Genomic DNA, 22,215 nt, shown 5'->3' with positions numbered 1-22,215 from the left:
GGTCAGACCTCGTGGACTTCGCCGTCGTCGTCCACGTAGAACCAATCGCCTTGGCTCGCGGACGACTCGCCCGCCACGCGGCGCTCCAGTTCCTCCAACCGTCCCACGATCTCGTGCAGGACCGGATCGACCGGCGGACGAACGGGGATGTTCGGGTCGCACAGCTCCGACCTGCAGCCCAGGCTCGACTGGCAGCCGTCGACCACCGACGGACAGCGCAGGCCGCTGACGCACCCCGTGCTGAGCCGCGTGGTCTGGCACAGGATCGGCAGCCGCGACGGACGGCAGATGGTGAGCGTGGACGGCTCGCACAACACGATCCGGCTCCGGCACGGCCCGATCCTCGTGACCGGAATGATCAGATCACCGCAGGTCAGCGCCACCCGCGCGGCCACCCGCCCGTGACCCCAGCTGTTGTCGAACGCCGCCGCCCCCAGCTTGACCGCGCTGTCCTGCAAACACTGCTTGATCTTGGCGTTGGTGTGGCCCGGATGCCTGCTCCACATCAGCGCCGCCAGCCCCGTCACCAGCGGCGTCGCCATCGACGTGCCGCTCAGTGAGCCGTAGTTGAGCGGCAGCGTCGGGCTGACGCTGTAGGTCGGCAGCGTGGACAGAATGTTCCGCCCCGGCGCGACGACCGTCACCTCAGGCCCGACGTTGGAGAAGCTGGAGATCACGTCACCCGGATCGGTCGACCCGACGGCGACCACGCCCGGAATGCTCGTCGAGTACGCGGCCGGCCAGATCACCGGCCCTCCGTTGTCGTTCCCTGCGGCGGCGATCACGAGCATGCCGCGGTCGGAGGCGTACTGGCAGGCCTGCTGCTTGGTGTTGTTCGCCGGGCCGCCGCCCGAGTAGTTGATGACCGCCTTCAGTCCGCGCGCCACCGCGTAGTCGGTGATCTCCTCGACCGCGTCCGCGAAGTCCGCCGACCCGCCGTTCCCGCTCGCGTCCAGGGTCCGGCAGATGTAGACCGGCGAGCCCCAGTTCATCCCCGCGATCCCCGTCGCGTTGTTCCCCGCCGCCGCGGCGATCCCCGCCACATGCGTGCCATGCCCGTTCAGGTCCCGCGGCGTCCCCCCGTCCACGAAGTCCGTCCCGAGCGTGATCCTGGCCCCGTCTCGGAGATCGTCGTGGTCAAGCACGTCCGCGCTCATCGAGATCCCCGAATCGATGATCCCGATCAGCACGTTGCCCGCGCCCGTCTCCAGATCCCAGGCTCCCTCCGCACCCACCGCGGTCGGCCCCCACTGCTGCGCGAACCTCGGATCATTCGGCACGATCTGCGCCCGATCAACGACATCCGGTTCCACATACTCGATAGCGGACGTCGTCTCCGCGACCCCCACATTCGCCAGCACCGTGTCCGCCTCCGGCAACAACACCACGAGCCGCCCGGTCGCGCTGGGTCCCCGTACGACGGTGGTCCCCTCCGGCAGCGCCGCCAGCGCCTCCCCGACCGGATCCTCCCCCGCTCCCTCCGCCAACTGCACGATGAGCCGCCGCGCCACAAACCGCACCCCCTCATCCCTGAACTCCCCCGCCACCACCTCAAGCCCCGTGTTCTCCGCAGGATTCTCCTCCAGCACCGCTACCCCTCCTCCACCGCCAGGTCCACTTTCGACCGTAAGCAGAGCAATGCGAAGCGTCACCCCAGGAATATCCCTAGTCCCGCCTGTCCCCGACCCAGGGTTTCCAGCCTCTTATCGGGGTCAGAGCCAGCCGCGCCGGTGAAAGCGTGAAGTAGATTGCCGGGTTAGGGTGCGGATCCCTCGATTCCGGGTCGGCATCATTCCCGCCAGACAGCCGCAGGAGATCCCGTGACCATCGCCGCAGCGCCCACCGTCCGCCTGCTCCATGGCGCCGACATGCCGCAGCTCGGGCTGGGCACCTCCCCCATGGGCAACGCCCAAACCGAACGCGCCGTCGCCACCGCGATCGAGGCCGGCTACCGCCTGATCGACACCGCCGAGGCGTACGGCAACGAGCTCGGCGTCGGCCGCGGCATCAGAGCCTCCGGAATCGCCCGCGAGGAGCTGTTCATCACCACCAAGTTCGACCGCCACTGGCACGGCCGCGACCTGGCCGCCCAGGGCTACCAAGCCGGCCTGGACCGCCTCGGCCTGGACTACGCCGACCTGCTACTCATCCACTGGCCCAACCCACAGCTGGACCGCTACGTCCAAGCCTTCCAGGGCCTGGCCGACCTGCTGGACGCCGGACGCCTCAAAGCCATCGGCACCTCCAACTTCAAGCCCGCCCACCTGGACCGGATCATCACCGAAACCGGCGTAGTCCCCGACGTCAACCAGATCCAACTCAGCCCCGCCGTCACCCGCGACCAGTCCCGCGCCTACCACCACAAACACGGCATCGTGACCGAGTCATGGTCCCCCCTGGGCGGCCAGGGCGCCGCCGTCCTGAACCAGCCGGTCATCATCGACATCGCCAAAGAAATCGGCCGCACCCCAGCCCAAGTCATCCTGCGCTGGAACATCGAACTCGGCCTCGTCACAATCCCAAAGTCCTCCAACCCCCAACGAATCCACGAAAACATCAACATCTTCGACTTCACCCTCACCCCCCAACAAACCGCCGCCATCACCGCCCTCGACCACGGCGAGTCAACCGCCGTGGACTCCGACAAGTTCGGCCACTGAGCCCATAGGCTGCCTTGGCAGCTACCCGGATCGGACCCACACCGTACGAACCAGAGGCCAGCGAGATCTAGTTCAAGCCGCCGCAATCCGGCTCTCCGCACCTGAGCAGATTCCGTAGTCAACCGGTTACTCGACTTCGGTAGGTATCGGCTACGCACAGCGATGAGAGGCATCTGTGACCTGGTCAAACGTCAGACCAGACGAGGGTGTGCGACGGAAGGATCATCGCGGAACGTAGCAGGGTGAACACACTATCTGTTCGGGTGTGAAGAGCCCGCAATCCGGGCTCTGGTTACCGTGCGATGGCGTACCGGACGGCCGATTCTATGTCGCGATTATGTAGCAGAGCCGCCGTAGTCGAACGCAGCAAGCGGCCCGCCATTCGGAAGGACATGGCTGAAGACTCGAGCTCGTCATATACGCCTCGATCGACCACTAGTTCCCCCGCGGGTAGATCGTCAACAGGGAGCTCTTCCAGCAGCCCCACCATAAGGGGTTCTGCGAATTCCCTAGCCAATCCGGCACGTTTGATGGGATTTTCCAGATCGCAAACGACATCGGCCGAGAGATGGACTCTAATGTCAAGATTTTCACCCTCGCCTGGCGTGAACAAGCCACCGACTAGCGCGTACGGCAACCTTCCCCCAGTGAACAAGAACAATTCTACAATGATTCGAACGGGTCTGATTGCGGAGCAAAGCTCACGACTTGTTACCTGCGTCTGGCTTAGTATTCCAATCATATCGAATTTGGCCGAGGCGCGTTCAGAGTCGAGTTTAACTCGATACCCATTAGTTTCTATTGTTATCTCGGAGGAAGATCCCATGCACCCCTCCAGCGATTGTTGAATAGCTCATGATGTTGATCGATCACTTCGGGGTCGTAGTTCTTGAAGAGCGGGTGGGCCTTCATTGCCTCTTCATGTGCATCATCATACGACATGCCGCCATCCATTAGTTCACGTTCGGTCAATTCGTGCTTCATGAAGTTTTTCTCGCCTTCCGTCAGGGGGCGACCCTCTCGTATTGCATCACGAATTCTGTCGATCATACTATCGTTTGCGTCAGAATGATGCAGCTCCGGTCTGTTGAGATGCTCTTCGACATTGTCCACATCTTCCTCTGTGTAATTGGCCACATCGTCGTCGGCAGCATCGAGCACTCCGTCGCCGTCGTCATCGGCGTCAGCGGAATCAGGTACTCCATCGTTGTCGGTGTCGTAGTGGGTTCGGGTGCCATCGCAGCCATACAAGAGGACAAGAGGGCAGTCACCGTTGGAAAAGCCCCCGGGACCACCAATGCCCGGGGGGAACAGGATGCCTGGGCCGAATCCCCCGAATTCTCCGCCGCCGATGACGTACGGCGGCAAGTCTTCCGGGATTTCGGGGAGGGTGCCAGGACAGCCGAGACACCATTCACCTTGGTCTCGTGGGGCCGGGGGAAGGATCTCCTCGATCGGGCCGAGGGGTTCGGGGTTGGTGGTGCAGGCGAATGTGCCGGGATCGGTGCTCCAGACGCATTCGGGTCGGATGTCGTCGGGAACGTCGATGACGGGCGCTCGGTCATTGCCGCCTTTGTCGATATCCACGTTGACGGCCGCGCCGCACTGGTCCTGCGGCATGATGGTGCAGACGCCGTGCTGGTAGGGGTCCGGCGGGGGAATGTGGGTCTGCTTGTCGGACTCGCGGATAGCGGGGGGCTTACCGGAGTTCCCTCCGTTGCCGCCGCCTTTCCCGCCACCCTTGTTGCCGTTCCCGCCGCCGTTGCCGCCGCCTTTCCCGCCGCCCGCTGGGGCGCTTCTCTGTGTGGGCTCGGCGGAATTATTGCCGGTGTTTCCGTTGCCGCCACCGCCGATGGTTGAGGGGTCCTTGATTTCGCAAGGGTCGCTGGGGCTCGGGATCTTCTTGGAGGCGGTCTTCTTGGAGGCGGCGGCCTTGGCCTCGCTCAGGGTGAGCGGGACCTTAGGAGAGACCAGGCAACGGTCGCTCGGGCTCTGAGGCTCTGCACGGGGGCCGGGCGGCTCGGGGCGGTGGCCTGACGGATCGATCTGATTGAGCGGGTCGCCGTTGGCGTAGGCGTAGCGGTTAGCCGTGCCGGACGGGATCGGGGGGAGGTTCCAGGTGTCGCGGCTGAGGAAGCCGCCCAGGCCGGGCTGGTACCAGCGGGCGTGCATGTTGGTGGCGCCGGTGTCTGCGTCGGTCCATTCGCCCTGGTAACCGAGCTGGGGCTGGGAGCCGGAGGTAGTAAGGACCGTACCGAACGGGTCGAACGCGGAGGAGCCAATCAGCCCACTCGTGCTAAAGCTCGCGATGATGTCGCCGTGTCGGTCGGCCATCAGGAGGCGGGCGGCGGCAGCGCCGGTCTTGGCGGACAGCGCGTTCCCGAACGCGCCACGGCCGTAGCTCTCGATCACCGTGCCCACCGCGTCGGTGACCGCGGCCAGGTCGTTGCCGGTGGCGGAGTAGCGGAACCGGGTGGTGACGCCGAGCCGGGTGCGGCTGGCCAGTCGGTCCAGGGCGTCGTAGCCGTAGGCGGCGTCGCCGTCGGCGGTCATCCGGTCGAAGGCGTCGAAGGTGTAGGTCTTGGTGGTGGCGCCCGTGGTGGCGGTGGCGATGGTGCCGCGCGGGGCGTAGGTGTAGGAGGTGCCGCCGCCGCTGGTCAGCCGGTTGCGCTGGTCGTAGGTGAAGGTCTCGGCCCCCGCTCCGGTGCGGTTGCCGGACTTGTCCCAGTCGTAGACGGTGACCGCGCCACCGGGAGCCGTCCACGAACTGAGGCGTCCCGCCTGGTCGTAGGCGTATTCGTTGGTGCCGGAACCGGCGGTGCCGGTGGTGGTCTTGGAGGTGAGACGGTCTTCGTCGTCATAGCCGTACCCGATGGCGGCAAGCGTGGCTCCACCGCTGGTCTTCAGGGTGTCGGTGGCGAGACGGTTGAGCGCGTCCCAGGTGTAGGTGCGGACTGGCCCGCCGGCGCCGTGCGTGGCCGAGGTGAGCCGGTCGGCCTTGTCGTAACCGTAGGTGATGGTCAGGTTGGTGAGGGGATCCTTGGCGGTGGCGAGTCGGTCGTCGCCGTCCCAGGTGAAGTTGGCGGTCCCGGCTGCGTCGGTGCGCAGGTTGAGGCGGCCGTTGGCGTCATAGCCGAAGCTGGCCTGGCCGACGCCGCCTGCCGTGGTGGTAAGCAGGCGGCCTCGGTCGTTGAACGTGAACGCGAGGTTTCCTGCGCCGGTGGCGCGTCCGGCCAGGTCGTAGCTGTAGGCGCGGCTCACGTCAGCCGCTTCGGCGCCGGTGCCGTTCTCGGCGGTGAGGCGTCCTAGGTTGTCGAAGGTCCGATCGAGTTGCACTCCACCGGGTTCGACCAGCTTTACAGGGTTTCCGGCCGCGTCGTAGGAGGTGGTCCAGGTCCGGTCCGTCAGCGCGGGATGCTGGGTGGTGGACGGTTCGATCAGGGATTCACGTAATCCGAGCGTGTTGTAGGTGGTGAGGGTGAGGTTGCCGCGCCCGTCGGTGTAGCGGGTGCGGGCCCCGGCCGCGTCGTAGCCGAAGCTCGTGGTGATCGAGTCGGCCGTCTCGATCGGCTCGACCAGCTGGGTCAGCCTGCCTGCCGGGTCGAAGGCCCGGGTGGTGGTGTGCCCTTCCGCGTCGGTGCTCGCGGTCACGTTGCCGTCGGCGTCGAAGGTCATCGAGCGGGTCCGCAGAACCTGGCTGGCCGCATCGAGATCCTTGATCGCAGTGGGGCGTCCGGCCAGGTCGTAGTCGACCGCAGTGGCGTTGCCGAGCGGGTCGGTGATCTTCGTCTCGCGTCCGGCAAGGTCGTAGGCGAACAGCGTCTTGTCGGTCGACGGCTCGATCAGTTCGGTGAGTTCGCCCGCCGGGTTGACGGTCCTGGTCGTGGTGTCACCGGCGGGGCGTTGGGTGGTGAGCAGGTTTCCGGCGTCGTCGTAGGTGAGATTGCGGGTCAGGACGAGGTTGGACGGCTTGCGCTCGATGATTGTGGAGGTGATGGTTCGGCCGAGGTCGTCGTAGGTGGCCTCGCGGCGGGCGCCGGTGGGGTCGGTGGCCGAGGCGGTCTCGCCGTTGAGGGTGTAGGTGTAGTCCCAGTTGCCGCGGGTGGCGCCGGTGGTGGCGGGCGGGTCGGTGATCCGTACCAGACGGCCGAGCGCGTCGTAGACCTTGTTGGTGACCTGGCCGCGCGGGTCGGTCACGGTGGTCTGGCGGCCCGCGGTGTCGTATCCGTAGGAGATGGACGGTGTGAGCGCGGTGCCACCGGGCGGCGTGTACGGGGTTCCGGTGATCGATGTGAGGCGGCCGACCTTGTCATACACCGCTGTGGACGTGCGGCCTTCCGGCCCGCTGACGTGGGTGCGCCAGCCGCCCGAGTTGTACCCGAACCGGGTGGAGGGGCGTTCGGTGACCGGCGCGTTTCCGTCGCGCTCTACGGCCACGGGCGGTGTCTCCACTTCCACCAGCTGACCGGCGGGGTCGTAGCGGAACAGGGTGGTGTGGTCCAGGCGGGTGGCGCCGACTTCGTTGCCGCGCGGCGGGGTGACCTCCTCGACCAGGCCGCGATCGTCATAGGTCCACGTGGTGACCAGGTCGGTGGCGCCGTTCTCGACTGTCGACTTGGTTGGCTGGTCGGCGGCGTCGTACTCGAAGGACAGGCTCTCGGTGCGAGCGGTTCCGGTCGCGGTGCGGGTGGCGGTGGTGATGTTGGTGTTGGCGTCGTAGCCGTAGGTGGTCTTCCTGGCGAGTCCGGCCGGGTCGAGCGTGCTGGAGACGAGCCGTCCGGCGGCGTCGATCACGTAGTCGGTGCGGGTCTTGCCGCCGCCGATGGTCTGCCGGGTGAGGTGGGTGGCGGCGTCGTAGAGGTTGTCCTCCAGGACGACGTCGCGGGGAGTGGTGGAGCCGTTGAGCCGGGCCTGGGTGGCGATCTTCTGGGACAGCAGGCCGTCGGTGAAGTAGGTGTAGGTGGTCTTGCGTCCCATCACGTCGGTGTAGGTGGCCAGGCGGCCGCCCGGGTCGTAGGCGTAGGAGGCGGTGACGACGTCGACCGGCGGGGTCGGCGCGTTCGGGTTCCCGGTCCAGGCTTTCAGCGTGATCGTCGCCAGTTCGGCGCGGCTGGTGTAGCCATAGGTCGTGAGTGCGCCGGCGGGGTCGGTGTAGGAGGCCAGGGCGCCGCGCGTGTTGTGCGCGTAGTGCGCCACCGCAGACTCCGGTCCGGTGATCGTCTCCAGCCGTCCGTGCGTGTCGTAGGTGTATGACGTGGTGCGATCCGGGTCGCCGCCGGTGGTGTCGGCCAGCGTGAAGGTCGCCCGGTTTCCGTCGGCGTCGTAGGTCAGCCGGGCCTCAGCCGTGTGCGAAACGGACGAGAGTTCGTTGAGGAGGCCGGGGCCGGTCTGCCGGGTGAGCGCGCTTCTGCCGTCGTAGGCGAACGTTGTGGTCACCCCCGCCGGATACGCGTCGGAGACCACCGTCCGGGAGAGAACCCGGCCAAGGGGGTCATAGGTGAACCGGGTCACCAGACCGGAGGACTCGGTCAGCTCGGCGAGATCGCCCGAGGAATTGTAGGCGTAGGTTGTCTCATTGAGCTTGGGATCCTTGGCCACCTCGACCAGCCCGGCGGGCATGGTGCCGCCGCCGATCGCGACCTCGGTGCCGTCGGTGAAGGTCTGGCTGAACGCCCGGCCGCTGGGGAAGTCGGCCGTCGCCGGAGCGGTGACCGACGCCAGCTCACCCTGAGCCGTGTAGCCGACGGTGGTGGCGTAGGTGTTGTCCGTCGCGCTGGCCGAGCGGGCGTCGCGCACCACGGTGAGGCGGTCGTTGCGGGGGTCGAACTCGTTTCCGGCGGTGAGATGGTAAGTACGGTGTTCGGTCTGGCAGTTCCCGGCCGCCCGGCAGTACTTGACGCCGATCACGTTGCCGCGCGCGTCGTTGAACCACTCGGTCGGGTTGCCGTTGCGGTCGATCTTCTTGGTGACGAAGCCGCCCGTGTCGTAGCTGTAGCTGGTGATCTTGTTGAGCTGGTCGGTCTCGCTGACCAGGCGGTAGTTGCGCCAGGCGTCGTGCACATACTTCAGGGTGCCGCTGGCGGGGTCGGTCACGGCGACCGTGGACAGGCCCGTGACCTTGTCGTATGTGGGAACGCCGATCTGCCAGACCCCGCCGTCGGCGTCGGTGTGCGTCTTGAGGCGGTCGGTGGCCGTGTCGTACACGTTGGTGGCCCAGACCCGCCCGGACGGTAACGTGATCTTGCTCAGCTTGTTCGGCTGCGCCTGACCTGCCGCGAAGTGGCGCTGAACCTCCTGCGCGGTGAGCGGACGGTCGAAAACGGCGACCTCGTCCAGCTGGCCCTTGAACGGGAACGTGGCCGTCGACGATGTCGGCGCGGACGGCCAGAAGCTCGCCCACGAACCCATGATCCCGTTTCCGGCCGAGGCGAACGCAGGCCATGGGTCGAGTTTGCCGACACCGACGCCAGAGCCGACGGAGACGCCGTCCAGGTAGAGGGTCTCCACGCTGTCGTTCACGATCAGCACCGCGTGATGCCAGGCGCCGTTGTTCACGGTGCCGGAGGAGGTGATCGGGATGATCGGCGACGGGCCGCCGGTCTCCGGGCGCTCCAGGAACTGGGCGCGCAACTTCCCGTCGTTGCCGACGTAGATGACCGGCTGCCGGGGAACGTTGCTGGTGGCCGCGCTGGCCGCCGAGACCACGATGCCGTTCTGGGTGGTCTTGAACCACGCCTCGATCGAGAGTTGGGTGGACAATCGGGCGATGGTGTTCTGCGGGAGCCGTACCGAACCGGTGGTGGTCGAGATCGCGGTGTCGGTGCTGCCGCCGAGCGCGCCCGCCTGGCCGAGCGTCACACTCGTGTAGGTGGCCGAGGTTCCTCCAGAACCCAGGTCGGCCGCTGAGGTCCCCGACGCCTCGCCCAGCCGCCAGTACCCGACCGGGTCTGAGTCCAGCACCCGCGTTCGGTACTGCGAACCGCTGTCATAGGTGTACGCCGTGCAGTTCGGCGCGACGACAGGCGCGCAAACCTGTGTCAGGTTGTCGCCGGTGTAGGTGTAATTCCAGGTCAGCGGCGACCCGGACACCGGATCGGTGGCCACGGAGGTGACATGGTTGCCGGTCCAGGTGAAGGTCAGCTTCCGCCCGCCCACCCCGGTGACAGTCGACAGCTTGCCACCGCTGTAGGTGAGATCCTGAGCGCGCCCACGTGCGTCGGCGACCTTGGTGAGCTTGCCGGTCGAGTCGAAGGAGTAGGTGGTGGACGTCTTGTCCATCAGCTTCCAGCCTCCACCGGCGACGGTCGCCAGCGCGGCGTGCATGCCGGGCGGAGCCTCGTACGCTCCCCCGCCCTTGGACGCGAACCGGAACTGCCGGCCGTCCGGATAGGTCACCAGAAGGGTGTTGCCGCCGTTCTCGGAGACGACCTTCATGTCCCAGCGGGAGCTCCACCCGGCGCCGAACATGCCATCGGAGCGGGGATCGAGGCTGTTGTAGGAGCGCGTCAGCGACAACGCCGGCCCCACGGTCGCCACGGTGGCGTCGGTGAACGCGGTGGTGTAGTTCCCCACGAGCTGGTGGAATTCCTGGCCTTCGGTCATGCGGTTGGCCAGGTTGGAGGTGACGAGGGGCTCCCGTACGCCTGTCGTGAAGGACCGGACCGGCGACAGCGCCGTCTGGGTGGAAACCCGGTCGATCAGCGTGACCTGCCAGAAGTACTCCTTGTCCCAGGCCAGATTGCCCGCCGGGACCTTCCAGACGCCGTTGGTCAGGACGGACGACTGCCCACACCAGGTCGCCTGCGCGGGCGGTTTGTCGCAGACCAGGAACTGATAGTCGACCCCGCCCGCGGTACTCGTCGCGAACGCGATCAGTGTCGGCGTGGTGCTCCCGACCAGGGCCTTGTCAGCGGGAGCACCATCCACCCAGACCGGGGCGACCATCGTCACACCTCGCGAGGGAGCCAGCGGTGGCGCCCCGAACTCCCCACCCGGAGCCGCCGTCTCCCACTTCGACGGATCAACCCGCACCGCGACCGGCGCTGGATCGAAACGCCCTTCTACCGGCAAAGCGCTATTCGGACGCTTGATGTCCGCACGGGGTCCATCGACCTTGACCGCTGTCCGGGTGACCGACGGGTCGACCAGATGAGGCAGACCCGCCGCCGAACCGTCCAGCTGCACCGGAGTGGGGACGGCCTTCGGCGCTGCCACCGCCGGGCTGACGGCGGCGGGGGCCAATTGGACCAGCGCGGGCACGATGGTCAACGCGGTGATTAAAGCCAATCGGCTGTGAAACCGGACAGCGCGCACGCCAAATCGACCCATGAGTCATCCCCCGGGTTAGAGCGGGTCAACAGATCGCGAGACCCGCCTGACCACCCCGGTCAGTTGATCTCACAGGTGCCATTCAGAAAGTAACCCGGGGGTGATCGATCAACAAGCCTTGATTTGTGGTGATTTGCACCATCTGCGCCTGAACAACAAGGTGCAGGAAACCAGCGGTGACACGCGAAGGCGGCGGCACCAGATCACGCAGAGCCGCCACCGGCCCGGGGTCGGCGGGTTCGGGCTGCCCTTTCGCGGACGCGCGGACTGTCTGGGGCGAGTCGCTGGGCCTGTTCGATGGCGGTTCGGGCCTCGTCGGGGTGGCCCAGTTCGGTCAGGGCCACGGCGCGGGCCGAATGCACGTCGGCCTCGTCCTCGGATTCGAGGGGGTGGCCGAGTGCCTGATCTAGATCGAGGAGTGCTCGGTCGTAGAGCCGTAGGTCTACCCTGACCTGGCCGCGGCCGGCTAGGGCTCGGGCGGTGGAGCGGCCGGTGGTCAGGGCCTGGGTGAAGAAGGCTTCGGCGTCGGCGGGGGAACCCAGGTTCCACAAGGCTTGGGCGTAGCCGATGAGGGCCTCGGCGTCTGCGCGGTTGCGCTCTACTGCCTGCCGGTACAGGTCGGCCGCAGCCTGATGATCTCCGCTGCTGGCCAGTACGCTCGCCAGGGCGGACATCGATTTCGCGGTGGACACCTGATCGGCCAGGGACTCGAAGCCGTTGAGCGCCTCACGGAAGCTCTCTCCGGCGGTCCGCAGGTCACCTTCGATCAAGGCGATCTCGCCGTGCAGCGCCATCGCCTGGGCCTGCCTGCGGGTGTCGCCATCGGCCGCGAACCGGGACGCCGCGACGGACGCCAGCCGCCGTGCCCCGGGGAAGTCGCCCGCGCCGAAGGCGCTCTCGGCCGCGTCGGCGAAATCCGCCGGTCGGATCTCGTCGGGCTCGGCGGGGTGTGGGACCGCGAACCAGGCGGCGTTGGACTGGCGGACCGCGTCGATCATCAGGTCCTGGCTGAGCTGGTACCAGGTGCTCCGCAGGCGGGAGCGTGCCGTCAGCACGTGCCGTTCGGCCAGCGCGTCGGCAAGGGCGTTCGGCATGTCCGCGGTGCTGGCCAGGCCGCGGAGTTTGGTGCCGCGGGTGCCGTACTCGGTGATGAAGGCGGACTCGATCCACCGTCGTACGCTGTCCTCTGAGAGGCCGGTCTCCAGCGCGGCAGCGCGCACGGCCCGCTCGTAGAAGCGTGCGATCGCGTGGCGCACGTCGAGCGTGGTGGCCTGGTCGGGGTCGTCCCAGAGTTCGGAACAGACGATCTGTAGGTGCAACGGCTCGACCAGCGGAGTGGTGATGGTGGCGGTGTTGCCGAGCAGGTCGGTGTAGGTGCTGGCGCGCAGCCGACCGATGATCTCGCGTACGGTGTCCGGCGCCCATTCGTGGGATGTGCCCCTGGTCGGGCCCTGAATGGCTTCGGTCGCCGCCGGTTCGTCGAGCGCGTCCAGTCGCCGGTAGGTGAAGGGCATCCGGAACAGGCTCTCGCAGGCCGTCACCGAGGCCAGGTGATCGTCTCGGACCAGCAGCAGCAGGTTGAGCGCGGGAATCGCGCGGAGCGCGTCGGCCAGCTGGCTCAGTAGGCCGGTGCGCTCGGCCAGCCTGGTGGGAAAGGCGGCGAAAACCTCCTCGAACTGGTCGATCGCCCCGAGTAGCCGGCCGGCTGGTCCCAGGCCGTCCGCCCGGTCGGCGAGGAACTCCGACACCGTGCTGCCGGGCCGGGGCAGCATGCCACCCGCCCAGTCGCTCAGCACGGTGTAGACGTAGCCGTTGTGCGGCGGCGCCGCCAGCGGGCGGGCCGGCAGCGAGACCCGGCTGGGCGGCAGGGCGACCACCTGGAGTTCCTGCTCCATCGGCGGCAGCACACCGGCATTGAGCAGCGACGTCTTCCCCACCGCCGCGGAGCCGTGCAGAACGGTCACCCGATCGGCCAGCCAGTCGAACTGCACGCTGCGCGCCTCCGCCTCGCGCCCGAAAAAGAGCCGGGCTTCCGACCGGAGGAACGGCCGGGGACCGACGTACGGTGAACCGTTCATCTCTCCTCCGCGAGCCGCTCTTCGAGTTTGGTGGTGAATTGCTCCAGCGGCATCCAGAAGATCTGGATCTGCTGGCGCCCCAGCCGCCGCTCCAGATAGTCGCGGACGCTGGCTTTCCGCCGGATCGCCGGATCCAGTTGCAGGCACACATGGGTGCTGCGCTGGCCGTCGTGCAGGCCGAGCATGAGCGACTTGAACAGCGTCCAGAATGTGCTGTCCCGCAGGCTGTAGCCGACGAAAAGCAAGGGAGCCCGCCGCAGTCGCGCCCGCACGTACGACGGAATGATCGAGGAACGGTCGTCGGCGGGGGTCAGCCCTTTGCGCATGCCGTCGCGGACATGCTTGACATGGAAGTCGATGTAGTCGTCTTCGGTCAGCACCATCGAATGCGGGATGGTGTAGCGGCCATGGATGTGGAAAACCAAAGGCTGCTGACTCGTGGGTTCGCCCTCGGGAAGCGGCGGCCGGCGTTCGTCGTCATCGTCCACCCCGGAGGAGTACCACGGACTCACGTTCCAGGATGGGCTTTTCCCTTTACGCCGAAGCGCTTCCACCATGAACCCGTCATAATTGGTGGTCAGATAAAGCGGCAGGTCACAACGGGCCAGCAGGTGGTGGATATCCAGCTGATCCGTGGTCAGCGCGGCCTGCGCGAAAACGGTCCTGGCCAGCTCACGCTTGAGACGGTTCGCGTCATGCTGAAACTCCATCACCACCGCGTACTGCATCACCCCGGCCAGATTATGCACGTCCGGGTACGGATACCGGATACGTTCCGCCCAGTGCTTGGCCAGTGCCGTACCGGTGGGAAGGCCTTGGCTCACTCCCGCGCCGAGAAAAGGGACGCACACTTTGTCGGCTACGGAGTCGACCAAATTACGCCAATCCCTTTCGCTACGTCCGCCCAGGGATCTTGTATGGCCCACGCCCCGCACCGTCCCGCCCGCCCCATTATCCCGAATGATAGTCGTAGATATCGGCATATTGGGGGTTGCGTCAACAGCGCTAAAGTGAACCATCTCGCTCCGATGCCGTGCCTGGCCAGAGAGAACGTGTCCGCGGATACTATTGAAGCTTGGCGCGGCGAGTCGTTCAATGCGCCCAAAAAGCCGATTGCCGGACATATCAGACAGTCTGAATAAACAAGGCGGTTCGCGTGACGCACGCTACGTCCGACGATGGGGCGAAAGCCCACTTCACGGCATGGAGCAAGGAGATTCCATTCCGTAATCATCATTTCACCGGACGTGTCGCGGAGATGGAGCGGCTCCGTAGCGGCCTGTTCCGGGAAAGCGCGGCGGTGATCGACCAGCCCCCGCAAGCGCTGTTCGGCCTTGGCGGGGTGGGCAAGACCGAGATCGCCGCGGAGTACGCGCATCGTTATCGGACCGACTACGAACTCGTCTGGTGGATCCGGGCCGAGCAAGAGATGGCCGTGGTGAACGCGCTGATCGCGCTCGGCCGGCGGATGGGGCTGCCCGGGTTCCGAGCGGAGGAACGCGACTCGTCCGCACGTCTGGTGATCGAGGCTCTGGAGAACGGCAAGCCGTACCAGCACTGGCTTCTGATCTTCGACAACGCCAACAACGCGGGAATGATCTCGGACTACATCCCGCGCGGGCGCGGCCACGTGATCATCACGTCGCGGGACTCGCACTGGCGCAAGACGCTGGGCGTGGCCGGCATCGAGGTGGGGGAATTCTCTCCTGAGGAGACGCTGGAGTTCCTGGTCAAGCGGGTGCCCGCGTTCAGCCAGAACGCGGCGGTGGCCACGGAGCTCGCCAACGAGCTGGGCCATCTCCCGCTCGCCGCGGAACACGCCGCCGCTTACATGATCGAGACCGGCACCTCGCCCACCGAATACCTCTCCCGGCTCCGCGAGAACGCCCACGAGCTGCTGGCCAGCGAGGTGGACATCCCGTATCCACTCGCGGTCGCCGCCACCTGGGGCGTCTCCCGGCAAGCCATCTCCGCAGAGGCGGACGACCTCTTCCAGCTGCTGTCCTTCTTCGCGCCGGAGCCGGTGGCCGAGGAGCTCCTCTTCCAGCCGTCCCGCCTCCGCGAGCTCTCGCTGGACCTGGGACGCGCGATCAGGAACATCACCGAGTTCCGCACGGCCGTCCGCCAGCTGGCGCGTTTCTCGCTGGTGAAGATCGACGGCGTGCTCAACGTGGTGCAGATGCACCGCGTGGTGCAGGCGGTCACCCGAGGGCGGTTGCAGCGGGAACAACCCGAGCTGGCGCAGACCCTGGCACACGCCGTGCACGCGCTGCTCGCCGCCTCGGACCCGGGCGCTCCCGGCCGGGACGACAGCGACCCGCTGTACGAGCGCTCACGCGCGCACCTGGTGTCCGCGGGCGCGCTCGACTGCCCCGACTCCGAGGTCAGGCAGCTCATCATCAACCAGGTACGGCGCCTGCACCGGCGCGGCGGCTTCTCCGAGAGCCTGACGCTCGGCGAGCGCGCCCTGGAGACCTGGAAGGGGCAGTTCGGGCCGGACGACCGGCAAACCCTGGCACTCGCCATCGAAGTGGGCATCGCGATCCGCCTTACCGGTCAGTGGGAACGGGCGTACCACCTCAACTCCGACACTTTTCAACGTCTCAAGGCCTTCGGCGAGGACGACCAGATCTACCTGCTGTGCGCGCTCAGCCACGGCGTCGACCTCTGCGTCCTGGGTCGTTACCAGGAAGCCCTGGACAATGACCTGGCCCTGCTGCCCCGCTTCGAGCGGGTGTTCCGGCCAGAGCACGAGTCCACCATCCGGGTGCGCAACAACATCGCGATCAGCATGCGCTGCCTCGGCCGGTTCGCGGAAGCCATGGAACACGATCTGGAGGCCCTGCGGATCCGGGAGGGCACGCTCGGGCCCAACGAGGACCAGACCCTCACCTCACGCTTCGCCGTGGCCCGCGACCTGCGCAGAATGGGCCAGTACGATGACGCGCTCGACATGATTCGCGAGGTGGACGCGCTCCTGGTGCAACTCGGCGCTCCCTGGGACGCGCTGCGCGTATTCACCGCACTCGACCTGGCCGTCTCCCTGCGCCGATCTGGCTTCTTCCAGCAAGCCGCCGCGCAGGCGGAGGAGGCGCTGGAGAAACAGACGGCATCGGCCGGTTCGGAGCACCGCATGACGCTCCTGGTGGCCACAAACGTGATCAACGACCGGCGGCTCACCGACAATCTGGCCGGCGCGGAGGAACTCGGCGAGCAGACGGTCGCCGGGTGGGTCAAGGCCGCCGGGGACCGGCACCCCAACACCTTCGCCGCCAGGGCCAACCTCGCCATCGTGTTGCGTGCCCGCGGCAACCTGCGTGGCGCACGGGAGCTGAACGAGCAGGCCCTCGCCGGATTCCAGGAGCATTTCGGGGACGAGCATCCCAGCACGCTCATAGTCATGCTCAACCTGGCCAGCGATCTGGCGGGCATCGGCGAGGTCCGGCGCGCCCGCGAGCTGGGGGAAGCCGCCTACCACGGGAGCGGGCGGGTTCGGGGCGAACGGCATCCCTGCACGCTGGCGTCAGGCGCCAACCTCTCGGTCGACCGGCTGGCCGACGGCGACCCGCAAGGAGCGGCGGAACTCCGCGAATTCGTGCTCCAGGCCTACCGCGACGCGCGGTTCACCGAACATCCGGAGGCACGCCTGGCCCTCCAGCAAGGGCGGATCAACCTCGATATCGAACCGATGATGAACTGAGGACGCGGCTCGCCAGTTCCATCTCCGCACGCTCCCGGGCCCAGCCGGGCACGGCCTCCGCGAGCAGCGGGAAGATCCTCCCCCCGACGGCCTCCGCCAGCGCTCGCCCGGCGGGGGTGAGCGCGCCGGAGTCCAGGAGCATGGTGAGCACCTGTGCGGTGGCCTGCCGCCACAGGGCGTAGGCCGCCACGTTGGCGTTCGTGTCGGCGGTGGGCCCGTCCCGCCATTCGGTCCGATGGAACTCGCAGATCGCGGCATGCGCGTAGACCCCCTGCAGGGTCGCGGCTGCGTTCCTCGGGTCGTCGCGCCAAGGCACGGCGAACCGGGCTGGATGATCCGGTTCGGTGAGCGCGACGATCTCCTGGGTCGCGGCCAGGATGTGGTGCTGGAGTTCATGGCTAAAGGCGGCCGCCAGCTGGGCGGAACCGATCGGCGGCGACAGTGCCACCGCGCCGAAGGCCGCGCCCGAAGTGCCGCTGAACGCTGGAGCGGGCGAGTTGACCGGCACGATGGTGGTGATGAGCTCGGTGACTGACATGGCCGTGCGGCCGTGCCGGGCGGCGAGCAATTGGAGAGCCTCGCGGCACAGCGCCGCCCACCGCGCACTCGTCATCGTCTCGGCGATGTCGAAGCCGAAATGGCTGCGTAACGGCTCCCCCGTGTCCAGCCTGAACCCACCGGATGCCCGCCGACTGAGCGCCGCCACCAGCACCTCGGGATCGCCTCGGCCCTCGGCCCGGAGCGTGTCCTCCGCCCATGCGCCCACCTGCGGAGACACCAGCACCGCCAGACCTCGATCGGCACGCCGTTCCAGCTCCTGCCACAATGCGCCGATCATGCGACCGGTCGGACTGGCCGGGCCGGACAAACGACGAATTACTTCGAGGATGGCGATATTTCTACTCGCGATCACCCTTTTGAGGCTGGCGATGAGCGGACCCGGCAGAACACCCGAGCCGATAATCGCCAATTCGGCGGCCGACAGCGAGTGCCGAACCAAGCCGTCGGTCATTGATCGTCATAACCGGGTTCGGGACAGTCCGACTTGTTCCATCGATGCCCCGCCGGTCCGGTCGCCAAATGCCGCGCCAGCGACTCACGCAGCACTTCATCCGCTACCTCAACCACCTGGGAAAACGGCATCCGGCTAAGATCGACGAGCTTGGATTCGCCCATGGAACCCCCTGCGGCCATGTGGTATCCCCTTCTCGCGGTCGCAGTCCACCCCGTAAAGCACTGCGCCCATTCCAACCGCGCCCGAGAATAGGCACAACGGGCAACTGGGCGCATCAACGTATGCCCTGATGGTGTCATCGCCCTACGAAATCGTCCATAGAGCTCATATTTGCCGTGATTTCCCCCACCCGTCACGCTCGCACCGCCCGAAGATCAGACCGGCAGAAGCAAGCCAGCCTAAGGGGCACCTCGAAGTTAATCGGGGAGTCCGTCTCAACAGGCGCGGAGGGAATCGCCCGAGCTCGGCCCGTTGCGTCGTGAGCCGGCTCGCTCGCGGCACCGAGACCCTTCGCCGGTCAAGCTCGAGGAGCCCTTATGAACCGAGTCCTGGACGATCAACAGATGAGACGAGGGGTTCGAAGGCATCTTCCCCCAGGGCTCGCGAACAATGTCCTCAGGTGAAGATGAGTACAACAGCGGTGTCACGCACAGGACTGCTAGAAGATCATTTATCCCATGAAATGGTGGATTTTCCTTGTATCGCTGGCTTTCGCGACCTTTGCCGCTTGGCTGACCTTCCATACCGGAGTCGCTCCCAGCACTTTGCTGGCCGTTCTGGTCGGCGCAATCAGCCTGATCTGGCTGCTCGTCCTGTTGACCGTTCCGTGGAACCTCTACTTCTCCGCCCGGAGCGTGATCCACGAGGCCCACCTGTCCCGAGAGCGGGGCATCGAGGTCCCTCAGGCGCGCGAGAACGAGGCACGCGAGATCGCCCGCCGGATGTTCCGGTTCGCCATTGCCGGGCACATCGTCTCCGCGGCCGTCATCGCGGTGATCACCTTTTTCTCCGGCGCCCAGGTCGGCTACTACTTCGCGGGCTTCTACCTGCTCGCCACGGCTTTCCGCCCCGCCGGGTCGTACCTGTCCCACCTACGGGACCGTGTCACCAGCCTGATGGAGGAACTGCACTACCCCCGCCAGGACGTCGCCACGCTCCGCACCCAGGTCACCGACCTCACCGAGGCGCGCACCAAACTCGACGAGTCGGTCCGCGACCTCGACGAGAAGATCAACCAGCTCCGCGCGGAACTGGCCGCCCTCCAGGTCGCCACGGAAACCGGCGACCACGACCTGAACCGCCGCATCACCCAGATGACGCGCCGCTTCGACGAAACCGTCGACGGCCTCAGCGACAACCAGGAACTGATCACCGGACTGAAGGCATTCCTCCGCCTCGTCCGCTCCAACCCCACCTGACGAACGGCGGCGCAGCCGTTGATTTGTCACGGCCATGCGTACCGTGCCGGTAACCCCGCGAAACGCGGGATCACCGGCACGGCAGGTCATGCGGAGGCAGCGACGGGGATCAGCGGCCCCAGCCTGGCGTGATGCCGCACTTGGCCTTGGCGTTGATGCAGACCTTCACGAGCGCGCCGAGCTTCTCCGGCTTCCATGCGTTCATGAAGTCCCCGTGGATCGAGGACGCCATGCCCGACGACAGCGACAGGCCGTCACCGCCGAGGGAGTCGTAGCCGAGCATGAGCGAGATGTTGGGGACCGCGACCGGATAGGCGCCGGAGCACCGGCCGTCCTTGGCCGGCCCCATGTGCGACTTGTGGTCAGGCGAATCGATGTGCTTGCCGTCCCAGCAGTCCTGGAACGACAGTTGGTAGATCAGGTTGCCGCCTTGCGCGCAGACGGGCCAGTTACCGTCGGCGCTGCGTCCGATCTCCGCGCTGCCGGCGCACCAGAATTGGCCGCTGGCACCCTTCGGCGTCGCCACCTGCCGCTTCGCATCGCCCTGCACCACGCGCAGACCCGGCGGGAACGGCACGACCTCCGATGGGTCCTTGAGCCGGGAGCCGTAGTACACGCGGAAGTTCTTCATCGGGACCGGCTTACCGTCACGCAGCAGGGTCGGCGCCCAGTAGGCGCTGTTGTCCCCAGGCGCGTCGCAGGTCGTGGAACTCGCGAGCAGGTCTGCCGTCGTGGTGGCCGCGGTCACCTTCGGGCCGAAGAAGGTGTGCAGGTGGGAGGCGCCAGGCAGGCCGGGCAGCACGACCGGGTCGTCCTTGGCCTGGTTGGCCACTGTGCAGTTGGTGTGGAACTCAGGGACTCGCACGATTCCCGCAGGAACCGGTTCGGGTGCGACCTTGTTGTACGCGTCCAGGGCCTTCTTCCATTCAGCTTGGTTCACCGGCACCCAGCCGGCGGTGGGCGCGCCAGTGGTCGGGGTGGCGCTGGGCGTCGGCTGGGTCGGCTTGGTCGGCGTGGGGGTGGGGGTCGGGTTCGAAGTACCCGAGCCGGTGCCGAAGACCTGGAACTCCCACAGCGAGACGCCGTACTGGCTGGACCGCTTGGTCGCATACAGCCGCACGAACCGGCCAGTAACCGACAAATTGATGGTCTGGACGCCACCCTTGCCCGCCGCGGTGGTGTACACCGTCGTCCAGGGGCCGCTAGTGCCAGCGGCGGTCTGGATCTGGAACGCCGTGGCGTAGGCCCTCTCCCAGTTGATGACGATCTTCTTAATGGCGGTGGACTTGCCAAGGTCGACCGCGAGCCACTGCGGATCGCTGAACTTGCTGGACCAACGGGTGCCGGCCTTGCCGTCGAAAGCGGCCGCAGGCGACAGGTCACCGCGCTCCGCCGAGGAGGCAATGGCAGTACGGCCTTGCGAGAGGGGCACCTCGGCCGCGACGGCCGGGAAGGTGACGCTCACCACGGAGGTACCCAGGAGACCAGCGAGAACACCGGCCAGCGCCAGCCGACGGACCTGACCTACGGCGGACACGCGTCCGACTCGGATGCCGCGCGAGGCGGTTGTGCTCATGGTGAATGAAGTCCTTGTCCTGTTGAGGAGCCATGGAGGGGACGTTCAGCGGCGCCCACAAGCACCGCCACATAGGAGACCCCCAGGTCACCAGCGGATAACAAAAACTTCAGAGAAGCCGAAAAGATTCTGTTCGCCCATCCTGCTCCCGGCCCGCCGCCACCCGGCGGCCGGACAAGGACAACCACGCGCTGCTCGCCCTAGGGCGACTGGAGGAGACCGACGAGCTCGGCCGCGCCACCCCCGCTGGCGCCCCTCCACCTATCCGGGCGGCACACCGCAGTGCGGGTCCAACGCACGAAGAAACAGGTGCAGACGGCGCGGGTGATCGTCCGCGCCCTGAAGGGCGACTCCGGCTGCCCCGAACGGCGCACGCTGACCTGGAACTGGGACGGGTTGCCGAGCCCCCCTGTGGCGGAAGCGCTCGCCCGGCACATCCGCGGGTGCCCGATCTGCGAGCGGCGGGCGGCCGGGCTCCTCCCCATCGAACGGCTGCTCGGCGCCACCCATAAGTCCCCGAATAAAGCAGCTCATCACCTACGCCAGGCAGTTGTGGGCGCCATACAACTCCGTTCCCGACTTCCTCAGCTTCTTCAAGCAGCATGGCCGGTGGCAGCACTCACTAAAGCAAAGCTACGAGCGACCCCTGCTCGAACAACACCGCCTACTGCTGGAAGCCAAGGTGCGATTCGGCGTCAACCCCGAAATCCTGCAGAGAGCATTAAGGTCCCCTTTCAGGGGAAAGAAACCACGCTTCCAACCACCCAGAGCCAATCGTTCGTGGAGTTGCTACTCGCTTACTCGAACACGGCAACCGCGATAGCTCGGGGGGCGTGGGGGGCGTGGCCCCTCACACCGGGGGGCTCGGGGGGTCGTCCCCCCGTGTGGAAACCGAAACGACCCTGGGGAGGAAGCGCCAGCTTCCGACCAGGGTCGTCCCATTCGTGGAGGTGGCGGGAATCGAACCCGCGTCCTTCGGCACCGAGCCAGGGCTTCTCCGGGCGCAGCCTGTTGTGAGTTTCTCAGCCCCGGCGATCTCACAGGCGAGTCGCCGACGGGCTCAGTCGCTGTTTGGTTTCCCTATTGGCCCCGCGACCGGGTCAAGAGGTTTAGCCTCCTAGCGATGCCAGGTCCCGGGCCGGAGGCGGTCCCGGGCTGACACGGCTTAGCTCGGCTGCTTAGGCAGCGAGAGCCAGCGTACGCTGGCTAGCCGGAGTGCTCGTGTTATCGGCACTTATTGGTTTGCGGTCACAGTGTTAACGAGGTTATGTCCGCCGTCCTCGGCCCGCTTCCCCTGCCTTGAAATGTCGAAGTCGAAACCGGTCACCCCCCTGTGGAATTGTCAACCTCGGCCCCGCCGAAGCGGAGACGAGTAACGCAACCTTACAGCCGTCAACGCCGTCACGCGAACCGGTATTCCAGCGGCGCGCGAGCCCTCCT

Annotated in this window: 10 protein-coding genes and 1 other RNA gene; 3 read left to right on the top strand and 8 right to left on the bottom strand. The window is 66.7% G+C overall.

Translation table 11 applies throughout. From position 1 onward, the window contains the following. Window positions 1–2: 2 nt before the first annotated feature. Window positions 3–1,589, bottom strand: coding sequence for a S8 family serine peptidase (locus Aple_RS29570; protein WP_155347989.1), 1,587 nt, complete (start codon window positions 1,587–1,589; stop codon window positions 3–5). Window positions 1,590–1,820: 231 nt separating this feature from the next. Here Aple_RS29570 and Aple_RS29565 point away from each other — a divergent pair, with 231 nt between their 5' ends. Next, a complete protein-coding gene (locus Aple_RS29565; RefSeq protein WP_246264867.1) occupies window positions 1,821–2,660 on the top strand; it encodes an aldo/keto reductase in 840 nt (279 codons plus the stop codon). Between the two features lie 804 nt (window positions 2,661–3,464). Here the strand turns inward: Aple_RS29565 and Aple_RS55695 are convergent. From Aple_RS55695 to Aple_RS29550, 3 genes are all read right to left on the bottom strand, one after another. Next, the gene (locus Aple_RS55695; protein WP_281361625.1) at window positions 3,465–10,919 is read right to left on the bottom strand and encodes an RHS repeat-associated core domain-containing protein; all 7,455 of its coding nucleotides are present in this window, start codon (window positions 10,917–10,919) and stop codon (window positions 3,465–3,467) included. 272 nt (window positions 10,920–11,191) lie between these two features. Beyond that, window positions 11,192–13,066 (bottom strand): tetratricopeptide repeat protein, encoded by a 1,875-nt coding sequence (locus tag Aple_RS29555; protein ID WP_155347987.1) that lies wholly within the window; start codon window positions 13,064–13,066, stop codon window positions 11,192–11,194. Further along, window positions 13,063–13,794, bottom strand: a complete 732-nt coding sequence (locus Aple_RS29550; RefSeq protein ID WP_246264870.1) for an SIR2 family NAD-dependent protein deacylase — start codon at window positions 13,792–13,794, stop codon at window positions 13,063–13,065. The genes Aple_RS29555 and Aple_RS29550 overlap by 4 nt, the downstream gene beginning before the upstream one ends. Window positions 13,795–14,222: 428 nt before the next feature. Between Aple_RS29550 and fxsT the strand changes: the two genes are divergently transcribed. Beyond that, window positions 14,223–16,766: an FxSxx-COOH system tetratricopeptide repeat protein gene (gene fxsT / locus Aple_RS29545; RefSeq protein WP_155347985.1), complete on the top strand. Its 2,544-nt coding sequence runs from the start codon at window positions 14,223–14,225 to the stop codon at window positions 16,764–16,766. On the opposite strand, the gene Aple_RS29540 is transcribed toward fxsT, so the two are convergent. Together Aple_RS29540 and Aple_RS29535 are read right to left on the bottom strand one after the other, a co-directional pair. After that, window positions 16,735–17,778 carry an aKG-HExxH-type peptide beta-hydroxylase gene (locus Aple_RS29540; protein WP_155347984.1) on the bottom strand — a complete coding sequence of 348 codons (1,044 nt, stop codon included), beginning with the start codon at window positions 17,776–17,778 and terminating at the stop codon, window positions 16,735–16,737. The two genes, fxsT and Aple_RS29540, sit on opposite strands and share 32 nt — an antisense overlap. Continuing rightward, window positions 17,775–17,942, bottom strand: a complete 168-nt coding sequence (locus Aple_RS29535) for a hypothetical protein (protein ID WP_155347983.1) — start codon at window positions 17,940–17,942, stop codon at window positions 17,775–17,777. Before Aple_RS29535 ends, Aple_RS29540 begins: the two co-directional genes overlap by 4 nt. 516 nt (window positions 17,943–18,458) lie before the next feature. On the opposite strand from Aple_RS29535, the gene Aple_RS29530 reads away from it, so the two are divergent. Further along, window positions 18,459–19,199, top strand: coding sequence for a coiled-coil domain-containing protein (locus tag Aple_RS29530; protein WP_155347982.1), 741 nt, complete (start codon window positions 18,459–18,461; stop codon window positions 19,197–19,199). Window positions 19,200–19,308: 109 nt separating this feature from the next. Here the strand turns inward: Aple_RS29530 and Aple_RS29525 are convergent, their stop codons facing one another. Together Aple_RS29525 and ssrA are read right to left on the bottom strand one after the other, a co-directional pair. Continuing rightward, on the bottom strand, window positions 19,309–20,775 hold the full coding sequence (locus Aple_RS29525) for a DUF1996 domain-containing protein (RefSeq protein ID WP_155347981.1): 1,467 nt from the start codon (window positions 20,773–20,775) through the stop codon (window positions 19,309–19,311). Between the two features lie 942 nt (window positions 20,776–21,717). Next, window positions 21,718–22,106: a transfer-messenger RNA gene (gene ssrA, locus Aple_RS29520) on the bottom strand. Window positions 22,107–22,215 lie beyond the last annotated feature (109 nt).

The organism is Acrocarpospora pleiomorpha (assembly GCF_009687885.1).
Lineage (GTDB): Bacteria > Actinomycetota > Actinomycetes > Streptosporangiales > Streptosporangiaceae > Acrocarpospora > Acrocarpospora pleiomorpha.
The sequence above is the reverse complement of the archived record's forward strand: the minus strand, read 5'-3'. Positions and strand labels throughout refer to the sequence as shown.

Excerpts from the sequence above, each read along its gene's own strand:
- Aple_RS29555 (WP_155347987.1), bottom strand. The coding sequence starts at position 13,066 with ATGAACGGTTCACCGTACGTCGGTCCCCGGCCGTTCCTCCGGTCGGAA.
- Aple_RS29550 (WP_246264870.1), bottom strand. The coding sequence starts at position 13,794 with ATGCAGTACGCGGTGGTGATGGAGTTTCAGCATGACGCGAACCGTCTC.
- Aple_RS29540 (WP_155347984.1), bottom strand. The coding sequence starts at position 17,778 with ATGACCGACGGCTTGGTTCGGCACTCGCTGTCGGCCGCCGAATTGGCG.
- Aple_RS29535 (WP_155347983.1), bottom strand. The coding sequence starts at position 17,942 with ATGGGCGAATCCAAGCTCGTCGATCTTAGCCGGATGCCGTTTTCCCAG.
- Aple_RS29530 (WP_155347982.1), top strand. The coding sequence starts at position 18,459 with ATGAAATGGTGGATTTTCCTTGTATCGCTGGCTTTCGCGACCTTTGCC.
- Aple_RS29525 (WP_155347981.1), bottom strand. The coding sequence starts at position 20,775 with ATGAGCACAACCGCCTCGCGCGGCATCCGAGTCGGACGCGTGTCCGCC.